This is a genomic window from Lysinibacillus agricola, assembly GCF_016638705.1.
GTDB classification, from domain to species: Bacteria; Bacillota; Bacilli; order Bacillales_A; family Planococcaceae; genus Lysinibacillus; species Lysinibacillus agricola.
The window spans coordinates 3,454,604-3,473,521 of sequence record NZ_CP067341.1; the positions used below are offsets into that span (position 1 = coordinate 3,454,604).

General features: G+C 35.5%; 17 protein-coding genes and 2 pseudogenes. 1 reads left to right on the forward strand and 18 read right to left on the reverse strand.

All coding sequences use genetic code 11. The features are described from left to right. Window positions 1–2: 2 nt before the first annotated feature. Together FJQ98_RS17185 and FJQ98_RS17190 are read right to left on the reverse strand one after the other, a co-directional pair. Complete coding sequence (locus FJQ98_RS17185) at window positions 3–761, reverse strand: ABC transporter permease (RefSeq protein WP_053595567.1); 759 nt, start codon at window positions 759–761, stop codon at window positions 3–5. Further along, window positions 758–1,480, reverse strand: a complete 723-nt coding sequence (locus FJQ98_RS17190) for an ATP-binding cassette domain-containing protein (protein WP_053595566.1) — start codon at window positions 1,478–1,480, stop codon at window positions 758–760. The genes FJQ98_RS17185 and FJQ98_RS17190 overlap by 4 nt, the downstream gene beginning before the upstream one ends. A 267-nt stretch (window positions 1,481–1,747) precedes the next feature. Here FJQ98_RS17190 and FJQ98_RS17195 point away from each other — a divergent pair, with 267 nt between their 5' ends. Further along, window positions 1,748–2,335 carry a hypothetical protein gene (locus FJQ98_RS17195; protein ID WP_053595565.1) on the forward strand — a complete coding sequence of 196 codons (588 nt, stop codon included), beginning with the start codon at window positions 1,748–1,750 and terminating at the stop codon, window positions 2,333–2,335. Window positions 2,336–2,554: 219 nt separating this feature from the next. Here the strand turns inward: FJQ98_RS17195 and FJQ98_RS17200 are convergent. The 16 genes and pseudogenes from FJQ98_RS17200 to FJQ98_RS17275 all read right to left on the reverse strand — a co-directional run. Continuing rightward, window positions 2,555–2,911: pseudogene (locus FJQ98_RS17200) on the reverse strand (transposase); the annotation flags it as partial. Between the two features lie 10 nt (window positions 2,912–2,921). Next, a pseudogene (locus tag FJQ98_RS17205) lies at window positions 2,922–3,095 on the reverse strand (transposase); the annotation flags it as partial. 653 nt (window positions 3,096–3,748) lie between these two features. After that, entirely contained in the window at window positions 3,749–3,835 is an 87-nt protein-coding gene (locus tag FJQ98_RS27615) for a transposase (RefSeq protein ID WP_201406731.1), read from the reverse strand. A 750-nt stretch (window positions 3,836–4,585) separates the two neighbouring features. Beyond that, complete coding sequence (locus FJQ98_RS17215; RefSeq protein WP_201406485.1) at window positions 4,586–4,807, reverse strand: hypothetical protein; 222 nt, start codon at window positions 4,805–4,807, stop codon at window positions 4,586–4,588. Window positions 4,808–5,064: 257 nt separating this feature from the next. After that, window positions 5,065–6,168 (reverse strand): C45 family autoproteolytic acyltransferase/hydrolase, encoded by a 1,104-nt coding sequence (locus FJQ98_RS17220; RefSeq protein WP_053595014.1) that lies wholly within the window; start codon window positions 6,166–6,168, stop codon window positions 5,065–5,067. Window positions 6,169–6,255: 87 nt separating this feature from the next. After that, window positions 6,256–7,104, reverse strand: a complete 849-nt coding sequence (locus FJQ98_RS17225) for a MerR family transcriptional regulator (RefSeq protein ID WP_075807252.1) — start codon at window positions 7,102–7,104, stop codon at window positions 6,256–6,258. A gap of 695 nt (window positions 7,105–7,799) precedes the next feature. Next, the gene (locus FJQ98_RS17230) at window positions 7,800–8,120 is read right to left on the reverse strand and encodes a DUF1648 domain-containing protein (RefSeq protein WP_053595013.1); all 321 of its coding nucleotides are present in this window, start codon (window positions 8,118–8,120) and stop codon (window positions 7,800–7,802) included. A gap of 169 nt (window positions 8,121–8,289) precedes the next feature. Continuing rightward, a complete protein-coding gene (locus FJQ98_RS17235) occupies window positions 8,290–9,846 on the reverse strand; it encodes a putative ABC transporter permease subunit (protein WP_053595012.1) in 1,557 nt (518 codons plus the stop codon). Then, the gene (locus FJQ98_RS17240) at window positions 9,815–10,552 is read right to left on the reverse strand and encodes an ABC transporter ATP-binding protein (RefSeq protein ID WP_053595020.1); all 738 of its coding nucleotides are present in this window, start codon (window positions 10,550–10,552) and stop codon (window positions 9,815–9,817) included. Before FJQ98_RS17240 ends, FJQ98_RS17235 begins: the two co-directional genes overlap by 32 nt. A 351-nt stretch (window positions 10,553–10,903) precedes the next feature. After that, window positions 10,904–12,196, reverse strand: a complete 1,293-nt coding sequence (locus tag FJQ98_RS17245) for an alpha/beta hydrolase (protein WP_075807251.1) — start codon at window positions 12,194–12,196, stop codon at window positions 10,904–10,906. A 13-nt stretch (window positions 12,197–12,209) separates the two neighbouring features. Beyond that, complete coding sequence (locus FJQ98_RS17250) at window positions 12,210–13,289, reverse strand: DUF1648 domain-containing protein (protein ID WP_053595011.1); 1,080 nt, start codon at window positions 13,287–13,289, stop codon at window positions 12,210–12,212. Between the two features lie 7 nt (window positions 13,290–13,296). After that, entirely contained in the window at window positions 13,297–13,674 is a 378-nt protein-coding gene (locus FJQ98_RS17255; RefSeq protein WP_053595010.1) for a GntR family transcriptional regulator, read from the reverse strand. A gap of 474 nt (window positions 13,675–14,148) precedes the next feature. Further along, window positions 14,149–14,526: a carboxymuconolactone decarboxylase family protein gene (locus FJQ98_RS17260; protein ID WP_053595009.1), complete on the reverse strand. Its 378-nt coding sequence runs from the start codon at window positions 14,524–14,526 to the stop codon at window positions 14,149–14,151. Window positions 14,527–14,737: 211 nt separating this feature from the next. Next, window positions 14,738–16,111: an argininosuccinate lyase gene (gene argH, locus FJQ98_RS17265; RefSeq protein ID WP_053595008.1), complete on the reverse strand. Its 1,374-nt coding sequence runs from the start codon at window positions 16,109–16,111 to the stop codon at window positions 14,738–14,740. A gap of 79 nt (window positions 16,112–16,190) precedes the next feature. Then, window positions 16,191–17,384 carry an argininosuccinate synthase gene (locus FJQ98_RS17270; RefSeq protein ID WP_053595007.1) on the reverse strand — a complete coding sequence of 398 codons (1,194 nt, stop codon included), beginning with the start codon at window positions 17,382–17,384 and terminating at the stop codon, window positions 16,191–16,193. A 772-nt stretch (window positions 17,385–18,156) separates the two neighbouring features. Beyond that, complete coding sequence (locus tag FJQ98_RS17275; RefSeq protein WP_053595006.1) at window positions 18,157–18,912, reverse strand: SDR family NAD(P)-dependent oxidoreductase; 756 nt, start codon at window positions 18,910–18,912, stop codon at window positions 18,157–18,159. Window positions 18,913–18,918: the final 6 nt, after the last annotated feature.

An 18,918-nucleotide genomic window follows, 5' to 3' on the forward strand; every position in this document is an offset into this window, starting at 1 on the left:
ACCTACTGACTGGTATATACTTTTTTAGCGATGGCTGCTAACACCAGGCTAATCATTGCTAAAATTATACAATATTGATATTGCGGAAGCCACGTTTCGTCAAATAAATTCAAGTACATTTGCAAACTATCAAATAAATAAAGCATTGGATTCCAGATTAAGAAAATAAAATAATCTTGAGGGTTTTTCTCTGCAAGCGTTAAAAACAACGATGTCATCTGTATTGAAAACATAAATAGTAACATAATCGGCACTAGCATGCTTTGAGCTACTTTCTCGTTTTTAAATAGACCTGCTAATATAAAACTCAATGGATATAATGCCAGTAAAACAAAATTACTCATTAAAATAATCATAAAATAAGATAAAAGTGAAATATCAATGATGAAGGAATAGCCAATGAGTATTAGCACTAAAAATACATTTAATAATGTAAAGACACCTATTCCCATCCCAATATAGTAAGTGTGTGGCTTAATACCTGTTCGATGTATCCATTGGAAGGTTTTATTAACCTTCATATCTACCAAATAAATTGTGGCACTGGAAAAAGCAAAGGAGAAAATTAACATTATAATAGAGAGTGGAAGAAACTGACCTTTAATCATAATATCGATAAAATTGGTAGCATCTCCAGTAATCATATTTTTACATATAACTGAACTAATCATAAACATAATAGCTGGAAGTACATTTCCAAAAACCATTCCTGGATTACGCACACTTTCTAACATATACATTTTTGCAATTTGTTTAATCATCCTGCTTTCCCTCCTAAAATTTGGCCTGTCACTTCATAGTAGAGACCTTCGATTCCCGGCAATTTCGCCTCTGTGTATTTTTGATAGAGATCATCCTGTGTGCTATTTTCAATAAGCTTACCTTCTTTTAAAATGACTACATAATCAAATAGCGGTTCTAAACCTGCCACCTCATGACTAATAATAATAATCATTTTGTTACGTTGACGAATTTCATCTTGTAAGTAAAACATCAATTGCTTTTTCTTCGTTAAATCTAAATCAGCAAACGGCTCATCTAAAATGATGATTGGTTTATTTAATAAAAAAGATAGATAGATTGATACTGCTTTTCTCTGACCGCCTGAAGCATTTTTCAATAAGATGTGGTCATAAGTCGGTAACCCTAATATTTCATATAGCTCTTCCAAATCAACCTTATTGTTCGTCAATGTAGTAAAAAGAGCCATTACTTCACGAATTTTAAGATGCTGATAACTCGAAAAAAATTGGTACTGTAGCGCTACTTGCTCATGCACATGTTGGGAAGCATCATTGAATACAATGGAACCACCATCCGGTTTTTCATCCCCGGCTATACATTTTGATAATGTAGATTTACCCGCTCCATTCTGACCTAATAATAAATAACAATAGCCCATTTTAAATGTGGCTGACACACCATCCAAAACGTTCACACCATTATATTTTTTCACAATATCCTTCACAATAAGCTCCAAAATAAACCCTCCTAATTTTTATGTTCACTGACTATACAAACGGCAATTGGAAAAGGTTCATTTTATTTTTTTAAAAATGAAATTAAATTATATGTTTCTATAAAATGATTTTTTATGTAAAATACATATTTATTGGGAATTAAGTAAACAAAAAGGAATATCATCTTAATATGGCTCTGACAGATGTTTGAGAGCGGTTAGGGCAAGAAATTTTTATCTTGTTTTTCCTGTACGATTAATAATACTAACTTAAAGGGAGTTACCTAAGTGCGCGATTTTGAAGAACTTAAGTATTTTTTAGAACCTCATTTTGGTTTGAAGATAGGATGGGAGCTAATCGAATACGCTGTTATTGAACATCGACAACAAAGTAAAACAGAACGATCCGAATTCAAAAAAGAACTTTTATATATGAAACAACTGTTAGAACAAAATCAATATGAAAAAATACAACAAATTATTAAGAAGAATAATTTAGAAAATACAAAGCTTTACAATATTGATAAAATACAAAAATTTATTGATAAGGTTTTACCTATTATTGAGAAATATGAATATAAAAAAGGTATCCCTTATGTCCCATTTAAAGCTTTAAACTATTTGTTTGATACAATTATTACTCCACCTAAAACAAAATTATCGTTCGACTTTATTGCTATAGATATTAAAAGAGAAGGGGATACATTTATACATCATATCTTGCAAGATTTAAAATATGTAGAAAAAGCCTTTATGGAGAAAGATGAGGCTAAGATTCAAAAGTTACTACAACTTTCCAGAGAAAAAGGGATTACTATTTTTGAATCAGAGCATCGAGATGAATTTATCCAAGTAGTAACGAACGAATTAAGTTAAGAAATAAGTATGTTTTATAAAAAAATTGCCCCTAAATAGCCACACACCGAACTTTAAAATATTGGTGAGAGTGCTTTTCAGTCGGACACTGTATACCCTAACATGCAAAAAGACCTCTCACCGTGGGAGGGCACTGAAAAACTTACGTTTTCATAAAAGCGAACCTTTTTAAAATAAGGCACTTCTTAACAGGAAGTGCCTTATTTCTGTCTCTATTCCTTATTCATTTTCGTTTAGTAGCTTTAATATCCGTTTCAAATTGACGGCGAATATCGTTGTAGCACCTTGAATTTCCATGCCAAATAGACCCGCAGTCGATGCCGTATCGTACCCGTGTCCGTTTTTTAATTCACTATTCTTTGCTTCTACTTTATAGCAATTTGCGGCTAATCGCTTAAATGCTTCCGTATTTTGAAATGCTTCTTGTTCGGCATGTGTATCCGACTTAATTGTGACAGAATATGTTTTACTTTTTGCGCCTTCTTTATAACAGCCCTCTCTCATTGGACATACTTTGCATTTTTCAATATCAAAATAATATGTCTGACTTTGACTCTTACTCGTTCCTTTTTTACCCGCACGTGCTTGGAGGAATGGCATTACGTCCATTATCTAAACAATATTTTGTTTTTAACTCTTCTAAAATGAATGAAAAATCAACAAGTTCATTGATTTGGCGAAGCATATTATCTTTTGGCACAACAATATCGTAGATCGCCATATATGGACTTAAATTAAGGGTTTCTTGATTTGAAATCATCGGGGGCACCACCTGCACATTAATGTTCTTTTATTATAAAGGAAAACGTGACTAAAATAATAGTGTGATACATTGCGTTGTTTGGAGAAGCATCGCTCGACTCCTGCGGGAAAGCGAGACAGACGAGACCCCGCACGAAGCGAAGCGTAGGAGGAGGCTCGGCGCTCCATAGCTGTCAACTTAAGATTTTAAAAAATATCCAATTGATTATTTTTTTAATGAACAATGAGTTTTACGTTTATAGAAAGAGGGAAAGTATTTTTGGGAATACCAAATAAACTACCCTTATAGATATGGTAATTTTTGGTTATTCTATATAAGTTGAAGGCGTTTAAAGGCTGTCCCCTTGATGGATTTCGGTTTCCTAGCGGTTTTTAGAAGTAATTGAGTAGCTGCTTGGACTATGTCTTTAAACGACTGCCCTTTTTTTATACTCATTTCGTAAAGTTTAGGTAAAACGACTGTAGCGATACTGCTTGTAGCGACCACTTCACTAATTTCTACTTGTTTCTCTTCCCAAATGAAATTTCTCAATTGATACGCAATCAATTGGCTAATTAAATAGACGAGGATGGTGCCGTATAAATGGCAGAGCCACCTTTTCCTTCTTCATCACTTTGAAATGGTCTATTTCCAAATTAGACTTCCATACTTTAAAAAGTTAATTCGACTTGCCAACGCAAGCGATATAATTCAACGATTTGACGTGCAGAGATCCACTCAGGGCAGATTGGATATATAAATGGTAATGCCTGCTAAATCACGCACCACTTGTTTTGGTACCTTTCCTGATTTGACAGCCCGGCGATTAATTTTTTTGGATTTGTTGTTCCTCACGGTGCTCATTATGCGAAAAAAATAATACAGCGGGCTGGAAAAATGGGCATCTCGTCCAAAAATAAACTTCTTCTAATTCTAAATATTCTCCTGGTACTAACTTTTTCACAAAGCGCCACTAAATCAATCCGATGATACAGACTACTTTGAATCACTTTTGCCATTTGGATGATACGATGGGAATGGATTTTTAAAAAGCTACATACCCGTCTGTTCGCACTTTTTGAGATAAAAAAATGCTTCTTTTGCTCTCTATCTTTTTAAAAATTTTTCAAAGCTAAAGTAACCTAAATCTTGCATACAGAGTTCATTCTCTGTAATAAATGGAATCCTACTGGCGCCCATCTTAGCATCATTGATATTTTTGGAAAAGCAACGTGAAGAAATGTCGATTGACCAGAAAGAATATCGTATTCAAACTGAATTTTTCGCTGATGCTTGTTGAGTTTTTTTGTGCGTTTTTTTGAAACGTTCTGGCACGCTAACGACAGTGGAATCCAATACACGAATACTTGAAAACGGCCATGAATCCGTCAAAGAGAGCGATGGGAGCTGTAGTTGTTGTTGTTCGAGTAAAAACTCTTGAATGAGCCGCTGTAAAAAAAAGCTGTGGCTTCAGGTGTGAATTTTTTTATCTACAGCTGCACGACTAATCAAAAATATCTTGTTCTGTTAGTAATTTTTGTACATAGTTCTTGAATCGTACAGTCTACTAAATTACCGTGAACATGAAAAAGTAAAGAAAGAAAATCGCTAGCTGTTACAAGGCGCTTTCTTTTGATGAAACCAGTTTCCCTTGCGATTTCATCTACTCTTTCAGGGCGAATGAATTCAAATAACTTTTGGAGTAACTGTACATGTTTTGGCATCATCATAAAAAAACTCCTTTCAAAAAGTTAGTAATTATCTATACCAACTTTTTAAAAGGAATACACATTTTTCTTAAGTTGACAGCTATGGGCTCGGCGCTCGCCCGCGGAAAGCGAGCGGAATGCTTCGGAAAACAACAGTAGAGTCACAGTGCCAAATGAAAAAAGCGAGGTATTCAACGATTAAATCGTTGAATACCTCGCAATGTGAGAAGATATGGACTTTTTCAGTGCCCTCCACCGTGGAAAGGTCTTTTTGTTAGTTAGGATTTTATTATTTTCCAAAATTCTGTTCCATAGTTTTTATTAGTACATTCAACGGGTATTTGTGTTTCTGCAAAGTCATCGCCAACCTCTATCTTGTTTACCTGATTTTGTAATGGTGAGCCAAATGAAAATTCTAGTTGCAAATCAGTAAGGTTAAACAAAATTGAATGCACTGTTCCAAAGCTTTCTTTGTAATTATGAACGGATAATCCTTTAGGAAACTCTGTTAAAAGAAGTTCTTGGATTTCATGCATAGATCTTTTTCCACTTTCCTTAAATTTCCTCTCTAAAATATCATATCTTAATTGAGAATGTTCGAGCTTCCTTGGCTCTATTTCTTGTATTGCCGAAAATAGTCCATGATTAGTTGCAATAAGATAATCTAGTTCAGCACGTTTAACTTCTTTTATTCCGTCATATGTCCCAATCAAAGCTGCGTCTCCACTTGCATCAGCTAAAAGTAAATTCATATTTGTTCCTACCGGCATATTGTTAACCATATAAATAGCCTCTTCTACATTTTTACAATTTTCTAATAGAGCTCTTACGATAACCATAAACTGTAAGCCAGTCACTGCCGGTGGTCTCATGCCAGGATATTTACCAATTGGCATACCACACGATGCATATGCAACACATAGCCCCTTCTCATTCAAGCCTTCACTTCGACCGAATGTGGAAACAGAAAATCCTGTATGAGTATATTTTCCTTCGACTGCTGTGGTACATAAGCGCATATCTGAAATATCAGGTGATAAATCATAATTTCTTACGACATATGTTTTACCATCAGCCATTTTTCCAGGCAAAATCGCTCCTAAACTACATCCCCCAGGAATTAACCACGCATTTTGATAAAAATTTAGTTGGTTGGGCTCATAGCCAAAGCCTTCCGCAAAGCCCGCTAATTCTTTATTTAACCCTGGGCAATATTGCTCTATTTGTGCTGTCATATCAAAATAAGCTTTGTCAGAAGTGATATTATCCGTAAAGAATAGTGATTTTGCAATTGGATTTTTTTGCAATTCTCGCGCTTGTTGTATGCCAATCTCGTACGAACCACCTTTAAGAAATGCAAACTGCCCTGTATTTGTTTTCATTGATATACTCCATTCCATATAGTACTTGCAAGACATTTCTACCCTTGCTAAATACAGAATAAAGTCTCCATCTACTGGAGAGTTTAGCTAGTTTCTTACTTTCACAAATACTTTTGTCAAAAAATCATTTGGATGTAGCTCAATATTTGGTCTAATATTAATTGGATTTACTACGTCAGATGGGATTAGCCCCTTTATGTATTGCTCCATAAACAGTCCTTCTACATGAAGGGATTGTTCAGTTAGCCATTTCTGCAAGCGACTATAGCCAAAATTCAACTCTGAATACGGTCCATTTATATTTATACAAGCATACTTGCCTTCAGGTATTATTTTAATATACTCCCCCAGTTGAGTTGCTTTTACCGGTAACAGTAGTTCAACATCCGCTATATTTTTCTCCCTGTCCTGTTGATGAAAAATTGCAGTAAGCTTACCTTCTATCTCTAATTGATATGCATAGATTCGTTCAAATAATTTTTGTACTAGCCTATCCATTTCAATAATATTGATCTTTTCACGAATGGCAAGCACCTGTATTTTTGGTCGTTCTTCTATGTAACAACTTGATAATGTTGGCTTTGGATTAAATGTCTCAGCGTTCCTTAGAGAATTTTTCACTTGGACAATATTATGAATTTGTTGAGCAATCATTTCTTGTTGGTGCTCTAATTCCTGAACTTTTTTATGTAATCTTAGCTCTAAATCTTGCCGATCATTTTTTCCTTTCACAATCTGTTCGATCTCTTTTAATGAAAAATGACAATTTTTTAGCACCCGAATCATATTTAGTTCTTTCATTTTATCGTAATCAAAATAACGATAACCGGTCACTTCATCTATAAAGGATGGTTCGAGTAATCCAATATCGCTATAGTAACGAATAGTCTTTACAGGAACATTACACAGGTTCGAAAATTTTCCTATGCTATACAAAAGAACACCTTCTTTTTAATTTAGTTAATTTCGATTCATCGTGCTTTTTCATTCATATTGAATGAATTAAAATAAACCTCTCTTTGCTTAGTTATTGTACGTTAAAGTTGTAATAATTGTTTCACTATAATGCACTTCACCATAAGGCATCCATTAAATTGAATTGCTCTACGTCTCAACAATCTGCTTTCGCTCTAATCAACGTATTGACAAATAACAGCGACAGCTTGCCCAAATACATAAGGTGAAAAGATGCCTAAAAACCAAAAGAGTATGCTCATCATTTTTTGATTTGAGCATACTTCTTTAGGTTAAATACTAATTTGTTTCGTATGTGCATTACCTTGTTTCCATGGGTATTGCCCTCTGCTCGCGGATTTCCTTGCTTTCGAGGGTATTTGCCCTGCTTCCGCGGGTATTTCCGTGGGTATTGCCCTCTGCTCGCGGGATTTACCTTTCGCGGGTATTTACTTTCCTTCTATGTAATTGCTAATCTAAAGTAGTCAATTATTGCTCAACAAGATTGAACACTTTTTGCCAGAATCAAACTTATAAGAATCCAACTACATCTCCTTCTTTGACAGAAAACGATTTATTATCCAGTACCTTTTTTCAGCAAAATGTTGTGTGAGGTTCTTTACTTCTAGTACATTCATTCGTTTTCTTCCTTCTTTATTCACCAATTATTTTTAACATTACATATTCCAATTTGATAAGATTGTATAAACCATAAATCCACCTACTATTAAGTTCCCAATAATTATAAATGGTAAGTTTCCTTTTAATTTAGTATTTTCCTTTTTCCCTACTACACCTAGCGCAGTAATCCCTATAAAAAAGGACAATGCAGGATATATAAAGATAAAATACTTACTACCGTTCAAATTGGGACCGGCCATGTTGAAGGTAATAGGAATCTCATCCGATATATTTTGTACACCAATAATTGAAAACACAAAAAACAAGGCACAAAATATCCAAGGAATTATACGTACTGACTTTTTAGATTTATTCATAATAATCTCCATTCTCTCCCGTGTCCGCTTCACGACACAAACAGTAATGAAAACGAGTGAGCGGAACACTTTATTTTTTTAATAGATTTTTCAATTAATTGCGATCTTTATTTAGCTTACTTTTTTCAGTAATATTTATTAATTTCGTTTTCACACTACTCTTCCCAAATTAAATAGGCTCACCATTTATTGTTTTAGCATATAACTTGCTAGTTACGATGCCCAAGCATAAAATAATAACAACATCATATATGCCTACTATCGAACCTGACCATAGTACTTTTGGAACTGCTGCAATGAGTACCAGAATCGCTGCACCGAAAAACCCCAATACACTTGATACACTCCTCTTTACTACTTGGAGTTCTGATTGCCAACTATAATTTACAAATCTTAAATTAATAGCAACTCCGTATATTGCTGAAAATACTGCAAATGCACATGGAAGAAGTACTAATATGATGGAATCAAATATTGTTGCTCCAAACACTCTTCCGATTATTATTCCGTTTATAATCGTAAGAGGTATTGTAAGCGTAAGATTAACAAGTATCTTACTCTTTACAACCAATTCTTTCGACAATGGTAAAGTTTTGATTATCCAAATATTTTTACCTTCAAGTGAAAAAGACACGCTACTTGTATTTGATAGACATACCAACAATGACATTATATACGGTATTATAGTCGCTACTGTATTAATATTATCTATCGGCATATTTTCCATCACTTTTGTGATTGACCTCATTAAAGAAATCGTAAAAATAACCATCATGATCATTCCGAATCCTGTGTTTATTAAGTACGTTGTGGACGAAAATAGTCGCTTGATTTCTTTCACATATAATGCTTTTAATTTACTTGATCTTTTTAATGTTTTTACTTCATATTTTTTGTTACTACTCTTTGATCGAATTTTAGTATTTAGTCCTTTGTATACAAACGAAAGACCAATAATGAAAATCACTGTTACCACTAATGAAACTGCTATATATATAAGAAAATCTCCCACTTTTCCTGTTACCAGTATTTTATTATACAAATAAAACATTGGATACACTTGGTTAGCTTGATTCAATACATTTGTTAATATCAATTTCATATCGCTTTGATCTAATTTATAACCACCACTCATTGTTAGTGCTAATACTATAAATAAAATAATATAGCTAATTGAAGAAACCGCACGAGAATATTTTGCTCTCGATGAAATTTCTAAAACTAATATACTAACAATTGACGCTACAATTGATGGTACTAATGCAACTGTAAGTATTCCAATCAGCATCTTTATCCAAAAAACTCCGCTTACTGTTCCTGTAAAGAAATATACTGCTCCCATTAGAAGCATGATTATTAAAGATACTACCGTATTCAAGAAATAAATATATAAGAATCTACTTACAACTATTATTGATGTTTTAATAGGAAGTGACATTAATGTCTCATAATCTCTTTTTCCAAAAAACTCATCACTAGCACTAAAAAATGCTATAAACAATGATAAAAGAGTACTCAATAAAAATGAAAATGCAAGTATGTGTTCTCTCATATTATTTTCATTCAGCATATATCCAAGACTTGTAAAATACGCTAGCGCGAAAACAGACGCAAGAAATACACCAACAATAGCTATTTTATCACCAAAGCTGGCTTTACCTTTTAGGGTATTAAGTCTCACCAGTGAAACAATCCTAATTTTTAGAAGAATCGATAAATGCCTCATCTTTTAACTCCTTCATAAAGAACTCTTCCAATGTTTGATTTTGTATTATTTCATCCATCGTACCACTATAAACTAGCTTTCCACGATTAATCATAGCCACCTTATTACAAAGCTTTTCTGCAACATCTAAGACATGTGTTGAAAAAAATATTGCATTCCCTTTAGCAGTCATTTTCTTCATTATCTCTTTTAAAACAACTACTGCTTTTGGATCAAGACCTACAAATGGCTCGTCCAGAATCAAAAGCTTTGGTTCATGAATAATAGCCCCAGTTATTGCTAGCTTTTGCTTCATTCCGTGAGAATAAGAGGATATTAGATTTCCAAGACTTTCTGTTATTCCAAACATTCCAGCATGTTCTTTTATTCTCTTTACTCGAACATCTTCCGGTACTCCGAAAATATCTGCTACAAAATTCAAATACTGGATTCCTGTCAAATGTTCATATAATTCGGGACTATCAGGAATATAAGCAAATTTCGATTTGCATTCAAGAGGCTCTTTCTTAATAGAATGCCCATCAATGTAGATGTCGCCTTCCTCAAAATCTAGGATTCCTACTACTGATTTGATTGTTGTACTTTTCCCCGCTCCATTATGACCTATAAATCCAAAAACATCGCCATTTTCAACAGATAAACTTATGTTATCGACAGCTTTTTTCCCATCTTTATACACCTTTGAAAATTTTTTTATATCTAGGATTCCCATTCTTTCATCTCCTTATCTTATTATTACCGGTCGATTACCTACAACCTCGCTAATGACCTTCGTAAAGCTTTCATGGAGATCATCACAAGTAAATGAAAAAAGTGGTTATCATCAAATGTTTGAAGTTTAAATCCATTCACTATATTCTGGATTAATTATCTCATTGCTAAGCATCATTCTTTCAGAAATCTTTTCAACACTCTTTCTACGCTTTTTCGTTATATTCTCTTTCTCACTAGCGGGCATAGTATTAGCCCGCTAATAAAAATGCACCTTTTCCTTGAGATAGAACTATCGCAAAGATTGGAATCATAATGATAAAACAAACAATGGCATTCACCATACCTAGTCTCTATTTTCATTCATAATAAATTGCTGGATGGCTGGCAACAATTCTTTATGAAGTGGTAATGTTGGGTCTGAATACGTCGCAAAATTTTTCGCGCGATCTGCTGGAGCATTTTTTAACACATGATTCATTCCTTCCATATATATCAGTTCGGCATCTGGTTTACCTTTCTTTAACGCCTCCGCATCAGTTGCAACTACTTGTAAATCGGTTGTTCCTTGAAGAATTAAAACTCGGCTATTCACTTTTGCTAACTCACTTGCAGGGTTATATTTTAACCATGAAATCATATACGGTTGAATGGAAGAACGGAAGAGTGATTGTAACTCTGGAGAAACGTTCTTCACTAGCTCGCCTTTTTTCAAGGATGCAAGAGCATCTGTTGATTCTTTTAGAAGGGCTGGTGTTAACTGAACTTTTAATTGCTCTAACAGAACATTATCTATTGGTCTTCCAGTACCTGCTATGGAAACAAAGGACTCTACATGTGCTTTTTGTGCTGCTAGCAAACCGATCAGTGAGCCTTCGCTATGGCCAATAATATGAACACTTGAAAATTCTTTTTCGGCTAACAGGGCATTAATTACTTGAACTGCATCATCTACGTATTGGTCAAAAGTTATATCTTCTTCCTTTGTTAAAAGGGATTGATTATCGCCAATTCCACGTTTATCATAGCGGACAGATGCAATACCATCTTTCGCTAACCCCTCCGCTATCATTTTTAAGCTATTATTTTTACCAGCTAAGGCTGAATTTCCATCCTTATCAGTTGGACCAGAGCCTGCTATAATGAGTGCGACTGGGGATGGCTCGTTGCTAGCCTTTTGAAGAGCCGCTGTTAACTCACCATTTTGAACGGGAATCTTTAACGGTTCATACGTAACTGGTTGTTCTGGCTGTTCTTTGAATGGCTTTAAGACAAGTGGGAATTTGCCACCATTTTGTTGGAATGTTGCTTCAATTTGCCCATCTTTTAATGTGCCATTAATTTCAACTGCAGAGCCATTTAAGTTGATGGAAACATTTACTTGGTCACCAATATATGTAATGCTTTTAAATGGATGATCCCCTTGCGCAGGTACTGATAATTTCCCGTTATCTTTTTGCAAATCAACGATAATTGGAAATGCTCCATTTGGTGTTTCAATATTCCCTTCCCATTTTCCGATTAGTTGTTCATTCATTTTATTGTCCCCTTTCGTCTCTTTCCCTTTTGTATTGTCTTCCTTCTGAGCGCAAGCTACTAATAATAAGAGTGCACAACATAAAAACAATAGTTTTTTCATAAAATCTCTCCTTCTATATGAAGATGACTAATAAGATTGGCAAAAATATGACAAGTAAAATGATATAGCTCCATTTATTCGCCATATTCACAGTCCAACCAACACCGTATTTCTTTTCCACTAATAGTGAAGGATCATTTTTATTAATGTAAATCATACCCCATTTCCAGTATCGATCATCGGCTGCAGCTGTTTCGTTTGTATGTAAATCATCAAAGCGCTCATTACTTTTACTTAACTTCCAAATGAAGAGGATCAGTCCCCCTAAAGAAACAATCATAATACTGGTAAAAAGAGGGAAGAAATAAGGAGCTGTTTGATTTTTTAAAATTACTGTCGTGTAATGTAAAACAACAAAAAGAATAGTCATACTATAATTAATCGCCGCAAAGTACCAGCTGCTATATTTACGCTGTGTAAGCTCTCTATTGACCGAGGCTGCTTTTGCCTGTGCGCTCAATTGTATTTTGGCATTTTTCATTCCAAAACTCATGATGAAAAGGCTAATTTGTGTCCCTAGTAAAATAAGTGGCATTACTATTACTGAGATCCATGTTTTTTCAGTCCAACCGTCTACCTCACCTGCTGCATTCCAATGGGTAGCAAATACATCTGGGATGGCATTGTAATTCATATAGGTAAAGGTAATTAACGCTAATGTGACAATGATCGGTAATGCGAAAAATGTAGGTGATAGTACTTCATCTCTATCACGTATAGATAGATCCGTCACATAAACAGTTTTGACATGTGCTTCCCAATTTTCTTGTTTTTTTAGTTTTTTGATTTTTATATGATAAGACATATAAAGAGCAGCTGATATGAGTAGCATGACAAATAGCAAGATAAAAGATAATAAAACAAATTTCTCTTCTTTAATGGAAGTAAATAGTAGTAAAATTTGGCCTAAAAGAAATGCAGCTGCTATGCTCCCTACCAGCATGCTATAATGCTTTTTAAATATTTGTAATTGCTCATGTTGCACATAGGGCTCAGGAATTGAAACACCAAATACTGTTGTTTTTCTAGCCAAAAATGGTGTTAATGTTTCCAGTACGCCTCCAAAGATGAAGATGCTTATTATAAAAAGCATATTTCCCCTACTTCCATTGTTTTAAAATTCGATGAAACAAACTTGTCATCTGATCTTTTTCGAGACCACGTGCAAATGCCTCTGCCATAATCGGTTTTAATGCATTTTCTACTATTTCTACTTCCGTCTCTTCTAGTTCTTTTTTTTGACCACCGATAATGATAGCCTTCGCTTTCGGCTTTAATTCGATTAAACCTTTTTCTTCAAGTTCATGATAGCTCTTACTTACCGTGCTGACATTAATACCTAAATCCGAAGCCATTGAACGAACTGAAGGTAATGTATCACCATTTTTTAGCTCTCCCTTAGCAATTAACTCAATTAACTGATTCACTAACTGTTTATAGAGCTGTAATTCACTGCTTGGATCTAAATGAATATGCATCTTATCTCTCCTATCTGTATCGCTTATCACCAAACAGAAATCTGTTATACATAGAGTAATACAGTTTTTTAATAAAGTCAAATTTTGTATTAAGTGGGGTTTTTCTTTTAGTTTTCATCAATCGGGCTTTTACGGGCAGTTAATGCGAGATAAAAAAAGGACCCAGAAAAATTCTGGATCCAAGAACACTTATTTCTATTTGATTTTATCTGTATCGGTTTTTGCTTCTTCTTAAGATACAGCAAAACAGAATAACCTCTGCCCACCGATTCCTTAAGTTTTTTAGAAGCTCACCCTATACAGTTGTGGCGGACTTTCCTGAGATTCCTGGTCTTTCGGTGCTTGACTACTCATTCTACATCCTCCTAATCATATTAGATTAATAAGTGTTTACTCCCTTAATATGAACCGTTTAACTAATATATATTCATGTTTTATTATTTGTTTTGATTTTGCCTTAAAAGCGTAATTTTTTTAAGCCTCTTCTTTAAAAACTTGTTGCGCAATGGTTAGCGCATTTTGCACACGTGGAAAACCTATGTACGGCACTAATTGTAATAGTGCTTCCACAATTTCTGTCTGTGTTAATCCTGCATATAAACCACGTTTAATATGTGTTTTTGTTTGTGGAGCAGCGCCTTGAGAAACTACCGCTGTAATAACAACAAGCGCACGGCTTTTTGCATCTAGCCCTGGTCGTGAATAAACATCACCATAGGCAAATTCGATAATCATTTTGCGTAAATCAGGTGCCACGTCAGCAAGTGCATCTGCTTCAATCATTCGTGCTGCTTCCTCCTCAGTGACATACTGTTTAACTGTTTCTAACCCCTTTGTAAAACGATCATTCATTGCGAATACCTCCATTGTTATTTCTTTATACAAAAACCCCAATTCCGCGTCTCCAGAATTGGGGATTGTCCTTCACCTATGTAAGGGTCTCTTTTTCGTTTCACCCTCTGGCTCTAACGAAAAAGGAAAATAGGTTTTCATAGTGCCTCACTGGACAGCTTTAATGAATATCTATGCAAAAGTCACAAGGACATGCACGCTAAGGTAATGGTTAAACAAGGCAAGCTTTTGCTTTTTCGATTTGGATTTTTACTTGATCAAATCCTGTACCACCTAAAGAATGACGACGACGAACGGCTGCTTCAGGTGCTAAAACATCGTAAATATCCGCTTCGATAAGCTCACTTTCTTGTTTCATGTCTTCAAGCGGTAAATCTAATAAATAGATGCCCTTTTGAATACATGTGAATACAAGTTTTCCTGTCACTTCATGTGCTTCACGGAAAGGCATACCTTTTGTTGCAAGATAATCTGCAAGCTCCGTTGCATTTGAGAAGTCAGAGTGTACTGCCTGGTGCAAACGCTCTGTATTAACAGTCATCGTACGAATCATACCTTCAAAGATTTTTAGTGAACCAAGAATTGTATGGACTGTATCAAACATACCTTCTTTATCTTCCTGCATATCTTTGTTGTATGTTAACGGTGTTCCTTTTAGAACGGTTAATAAACCCATTAAGTTACCGTACACACGTCCCGATTTTCCACGGATTAACTCCGCCATATCAGGATTTTTCTTTTGTGGCATAATGGAAGAACCTGTTGAGAAGGCATCATCCAACTCGATAAATTTAAATTCATCTGTCGACCACAATATAATTTCCTCTGCAAAACGAGATAAATGTGCCATTAATAGTGACGAATTGCTTAAAAATTCAACGATAAAATCACGATCACTTACTGCATCCATTGAGTTTGCATAAACCTCACTGAAGCCTAGAAGCTCAGCTGATTTTAATCGGTCGATTGGGAATGTTGTACCAGCCATGGCACCTGCGCCTAAAGGTAAAATATCAATACGCTTAAGCGATTCCGTGAAGCGTTGTTTATCACGCTCTAACATCCAGAAATAGGCCATTATGTGATGTGCAAATGAGATTGGTTGTGCACGTTGTAAATGCGTATAGCCTGGAGCGATTGTTTCTACATGCTCCTCAGCCTTTTCTAGCAAAGTCTTTTGGAATGTCTCCATTAAACCGATTGCTTCTTTCACGCGCTTTTTCAAGAAAATATGCATATCCGTTGCTACTTGGTCATTTCGGCTACGGCCTGTGTGAAGCTTACCACCTACAGGCCCAATTAAATCAATGAGCATTTTTTCCAGATTTAAGTGAATATCTTCATTAGCAACTGTAAATTCAAGCTCCCCTGCGATTGCCTTTTCTTGTAATTGTGCTAGACCACCAAGAATGGCCTCTACGTCAGCGGCTGGTAAAATCCCTGTTGCGCCGAGCATCGTAACATGTGCTACGCTACCTTCTAGATCTTCTAGAACAAGCTGTTGGTCAAAGCCAATCGATGCGCCGAACTCGTCCACCCATGCTTCTGCTGATTTTTGGAAACGTCCGCCCCAAAGTTTTGTCATAACAGCTCACCTTTTCCTTCATTTCTTTTTGAAAAGGTGCAGCTCAGCGCAATGCTTCACTACACCTTGCTCGTCGAATTTATTTTTTATTTACTGAAGAATTAACCACTGTTGGCAGACCCCATAATTCGATGAAGCCTACTGCTGAAGCATGGTTGAATTGGTCTTCTTTAGAATATGTTGCTAGCTTTTCACTATATAGTGAGTTTGGAGATTTACGTCCTTCCACAATCGCATGACCTTTGTAAAGCTTCACGCGTACAGTACCGTTCACAAATTTTTGTGATTCAGCAAGGAATGCTTCCAATGCATCACGTAGTGGAGAGAACCATAAACCATCATAAATTAATTCAGATAGTTTTTTCTCAATGACTGGCTTGAAGTGTGCTAACTCCTTTACAAGTGTTAAGTCTTCAAGCTCTTTATGAGCCGTTAATAGCACTTTTGCTCCTGGGATTTCATATACTTCACGGGATTTAATACCAACTAAACGGTTTTCTACGTGATCGATACGGCCAACACCGTGTGCACCAGCTACTGCATTTAGTTCTTGGATTAAATCAGCAAGCTTCATTTCTTTACCATTTAAAGATACTGGCTTACCAGCTACAAATTCAATTTCTACGTATTCCGCTTCATTTGGAGCGTTTTCCACAGAAATTGTTAAACCGTAAGCTTCTTCTGGTGGAGATACCCATGGATCTTCCATTACACCCGCTTCATTTGCACGGCCCCATAAGTTTTGGTCAATAGAGAATGGAGAATCTAAAGTTGCAGGGATCGGAACATTATGTTTCATTGCATATTCGATTTCCTCATCACGGCTCCAGCCCCACTCACGTACAGGTGCTAATACCTCTAAATCTGGATTTAAAGCTTTGATTGAAACTTCGAAACGAACTTGGTCATTACCTTTACCTGTGCAACCATGAGCTACTGCGTCAGCATCTACTTGGTTAGCAATTTCCACTAATTTTTTAGAAATTAACGGACGAGAAAGTGCCGATACTAATGGATATTTTTGTTCATACCAAGTATGTGCTTGTAATGAAATTAATGCATATTCTTCAGCAAATTCGTCCTTCGCATCTACCATATATGATTCAATTGCTCCTACTTGAAGAGCTTTATTTTTTATGAATTCAAGATCCTTACCTTCACCAACATCAAGGCAAACTGCGATAACGTCCCAACCTTGTTCTTTTAACCACGGAATTGCTACTGAAGTATCAAGACCGCCTGAGTATGCTAATACTACTTTTTTGTTTGCCATAAAAAATGCGCCTCCAATTAATCTATAAGATATGTATGTTTATACATCCATTTAAAAGTTTATACACGAATAGTATCATGTTATAAAAATAAAAACAAGTGTATTTTTATAAATTAATAGACTTTTATGTTTATTGTAAAAAGTGTGTCACTCCAATACTTTAAGCCTTTGTACAAACTATGAATATATTTACTCGGAAAAACGATTTTTTACTCGCAACATGAATGTATATAATATAGATTTCGGGAAAGTAAACGGTTCTTCGGCAAAACGAGGTATTGATTTCCGTTTCGGATGTGCGCTTTCTTTGGGCGGCGGAGCAACAAATGTTTTCTGTGCGAAAACTAGCGCTAACTTAGCGGCAGCGGCAGGTTGTTTTTTGCGCGAATGGACACCCTTGCACTTAGCTAGTGGTTCGCATATCCTAAATGCCACAGCGAACTTTCATCACTTAGTTGACGGAGCCCGGCATACAAAAAAGAGCTGTCTCAGCGCAAGAGACAACTCGCTAAAGCTCCTTTCGTTCGTTTTATAGGAATACTTTGAAGATTTATCGAAACAAAATCGCTCTTTATCGAAACTATTTGAGCTTTTATCGAAACAAAATCTCATTTTATCGAAACTTTTTGGCTTTTTATCGAAAAACAAGCTCTTTCTATCAAAGAAATCAATCACACGTTTTGGTGTAGAGCCATAAAAAAACTGTATACACACTCAATTCTTACTTAAGTATGTTTACAGTTTGATTAATATTATTTTATTGAGTTTTTTGTTACTTCTTATTGAAAAATGATTTGCCTAAAAATTCAACGGTTGTAGGTGCGATTGCATACAGCTTGCTTGTTAACCCCATGATCCATGGTAAATTAACCTCTCGGACAGGGCGCTCGATTGTTTTTACAGTAGCTTGTGCCACTTCTTCAGCGGTTAATAAAAATCTCCCTAAAGACTCTCGATAACCACTTTCATCACTCGCCTTATCTAAAAATGGTGTATCGATTGGACCTGGATGTATTGCAGTGACTTTAACGTTATAAGGAGCCAATTCCATGCGAAGCCCATTCGTAAAGCCGACAATCGCATGCTTTGTAGCAGCATAAACACTAGCCTTTGGTGTCGCTACCTTTCCTGCCTGTGAGCCGATGAAGATTAGCTGACCTTGCTGACGTTGTATCATAGGCGCTGCTAAACGTTTTGCTAAATACATCGGTACACTGACATTTAACTCAACCATTTGTCTAATAGCTTCATCTGATAAGTTAGGTACAATGCCAAATTTACCTACCCCAGCAGATAAAATAGCTACATCAAGAGGCGGGAGCTGTGCACATACTTCATCTATTGTAGCTAAATTAGTTAAATCTGCTTGGATCACGTTGGCGCCTACGCGTTCTAATGCTTTTAATGCCACTGTATTGCGTCCTGTTGCATAAACCGTATGACCTTGTGCTACTAATATTTCTGTAATTTTCAGTCCAACACCACTTGTTGCACCTGTCACGAAGATAGTCTTTTTATTAACACTCATGTTTCA

Excerpts from the sequence above, each read along its gene's own strand:
- FJQ98_RS17235 (WP_053595012.1), bottom strand. The coding sequence starts at position 9,846 with ATGAGGCATTTATCGATTCTTCTAAAAATTAGGATTGTTTCACTGGTG.
- FJQ98_RS17260 (WP_053595009.1), bottom strand. The coding sequence starts at position 14,526 with ATGAATGATCGTTTTACAAAGGGGTTAGAAACAGTTAAACAGTATGTC.
- FJQ98_RS17185 (WP_053595567.1), bottom strand. The coding sequence starts at position 761 with ATGATTAAACAAATTGCAAAAATGTATATGTTAGAAAGTGTGCGTAAT.
- FJQ98_RS17220 (WP_053595014.1), bottom strand. The coding sequence starts at position 6,168 with ATGAAAACAAATACAGGGCAGTTTGCATTTCTTAAAGGTGGTTCGTAC.
- FJQ98_RS17270 (WP_053595007.1), bottom strand. The coding sequence starts at position 17,384 with ATGGCAAACAAAAAAGTAGTATTAGCATACTCAGGCGGTCTTGATACT.
- FJQ98_RS17230 (WP_053595013.1), bottom strand. The coding sequence starts at position 8,120 with ATGAATAAATCTAAAAAGTCAGTACGTATAATTCCTTGGATATTTTGT.
- FJQ98_RS17245 (WP_075807251.1), bottom strand. The coding sequence starts at position 12,196 with ATGAAAAAACTATTGTTTTTATGTTGTGCACTCTTATTATTAGTAGCT.
- FJQ98_RS17275 (WP_053595006.1), bottom strand. The coding sequence starts at position 18,912 with ATGAGTGTTAATAAAAAGACTATCTTCGTGACAGGTGCAACAAGTGGT.
- FJQ98_RS17255 (WP_053595010.1), bottom strand. The coding sequence starts at position 13,674 with ATGCATATTCATTTAGATCCAAGCAGTGAATTACAGCTCTATAAACAG.
- argH (WP_053595008.1), bottom strand. The coding sequence starts at position 16,111 with ATGACAAAACTTTGGGGCGGACGTTTCCAAAAATCAGCAGAAGCATGG.
- FJQ98_RS17250 (WP_053595011.1), bottom strand. The coding sequence starts at position 13,289 with ATGCTTTTTATAATAAGCATCTTCATCTTTGGAGGCGTACTGGAAACA.
- FJQ98_RS17215 (WP_201406485.1), bottom strand. The coding sequence starts at position 4,807 with ATGATGATGCCAAAACATGTACAGTTACTCCAAAAGTTATTTGAATTC.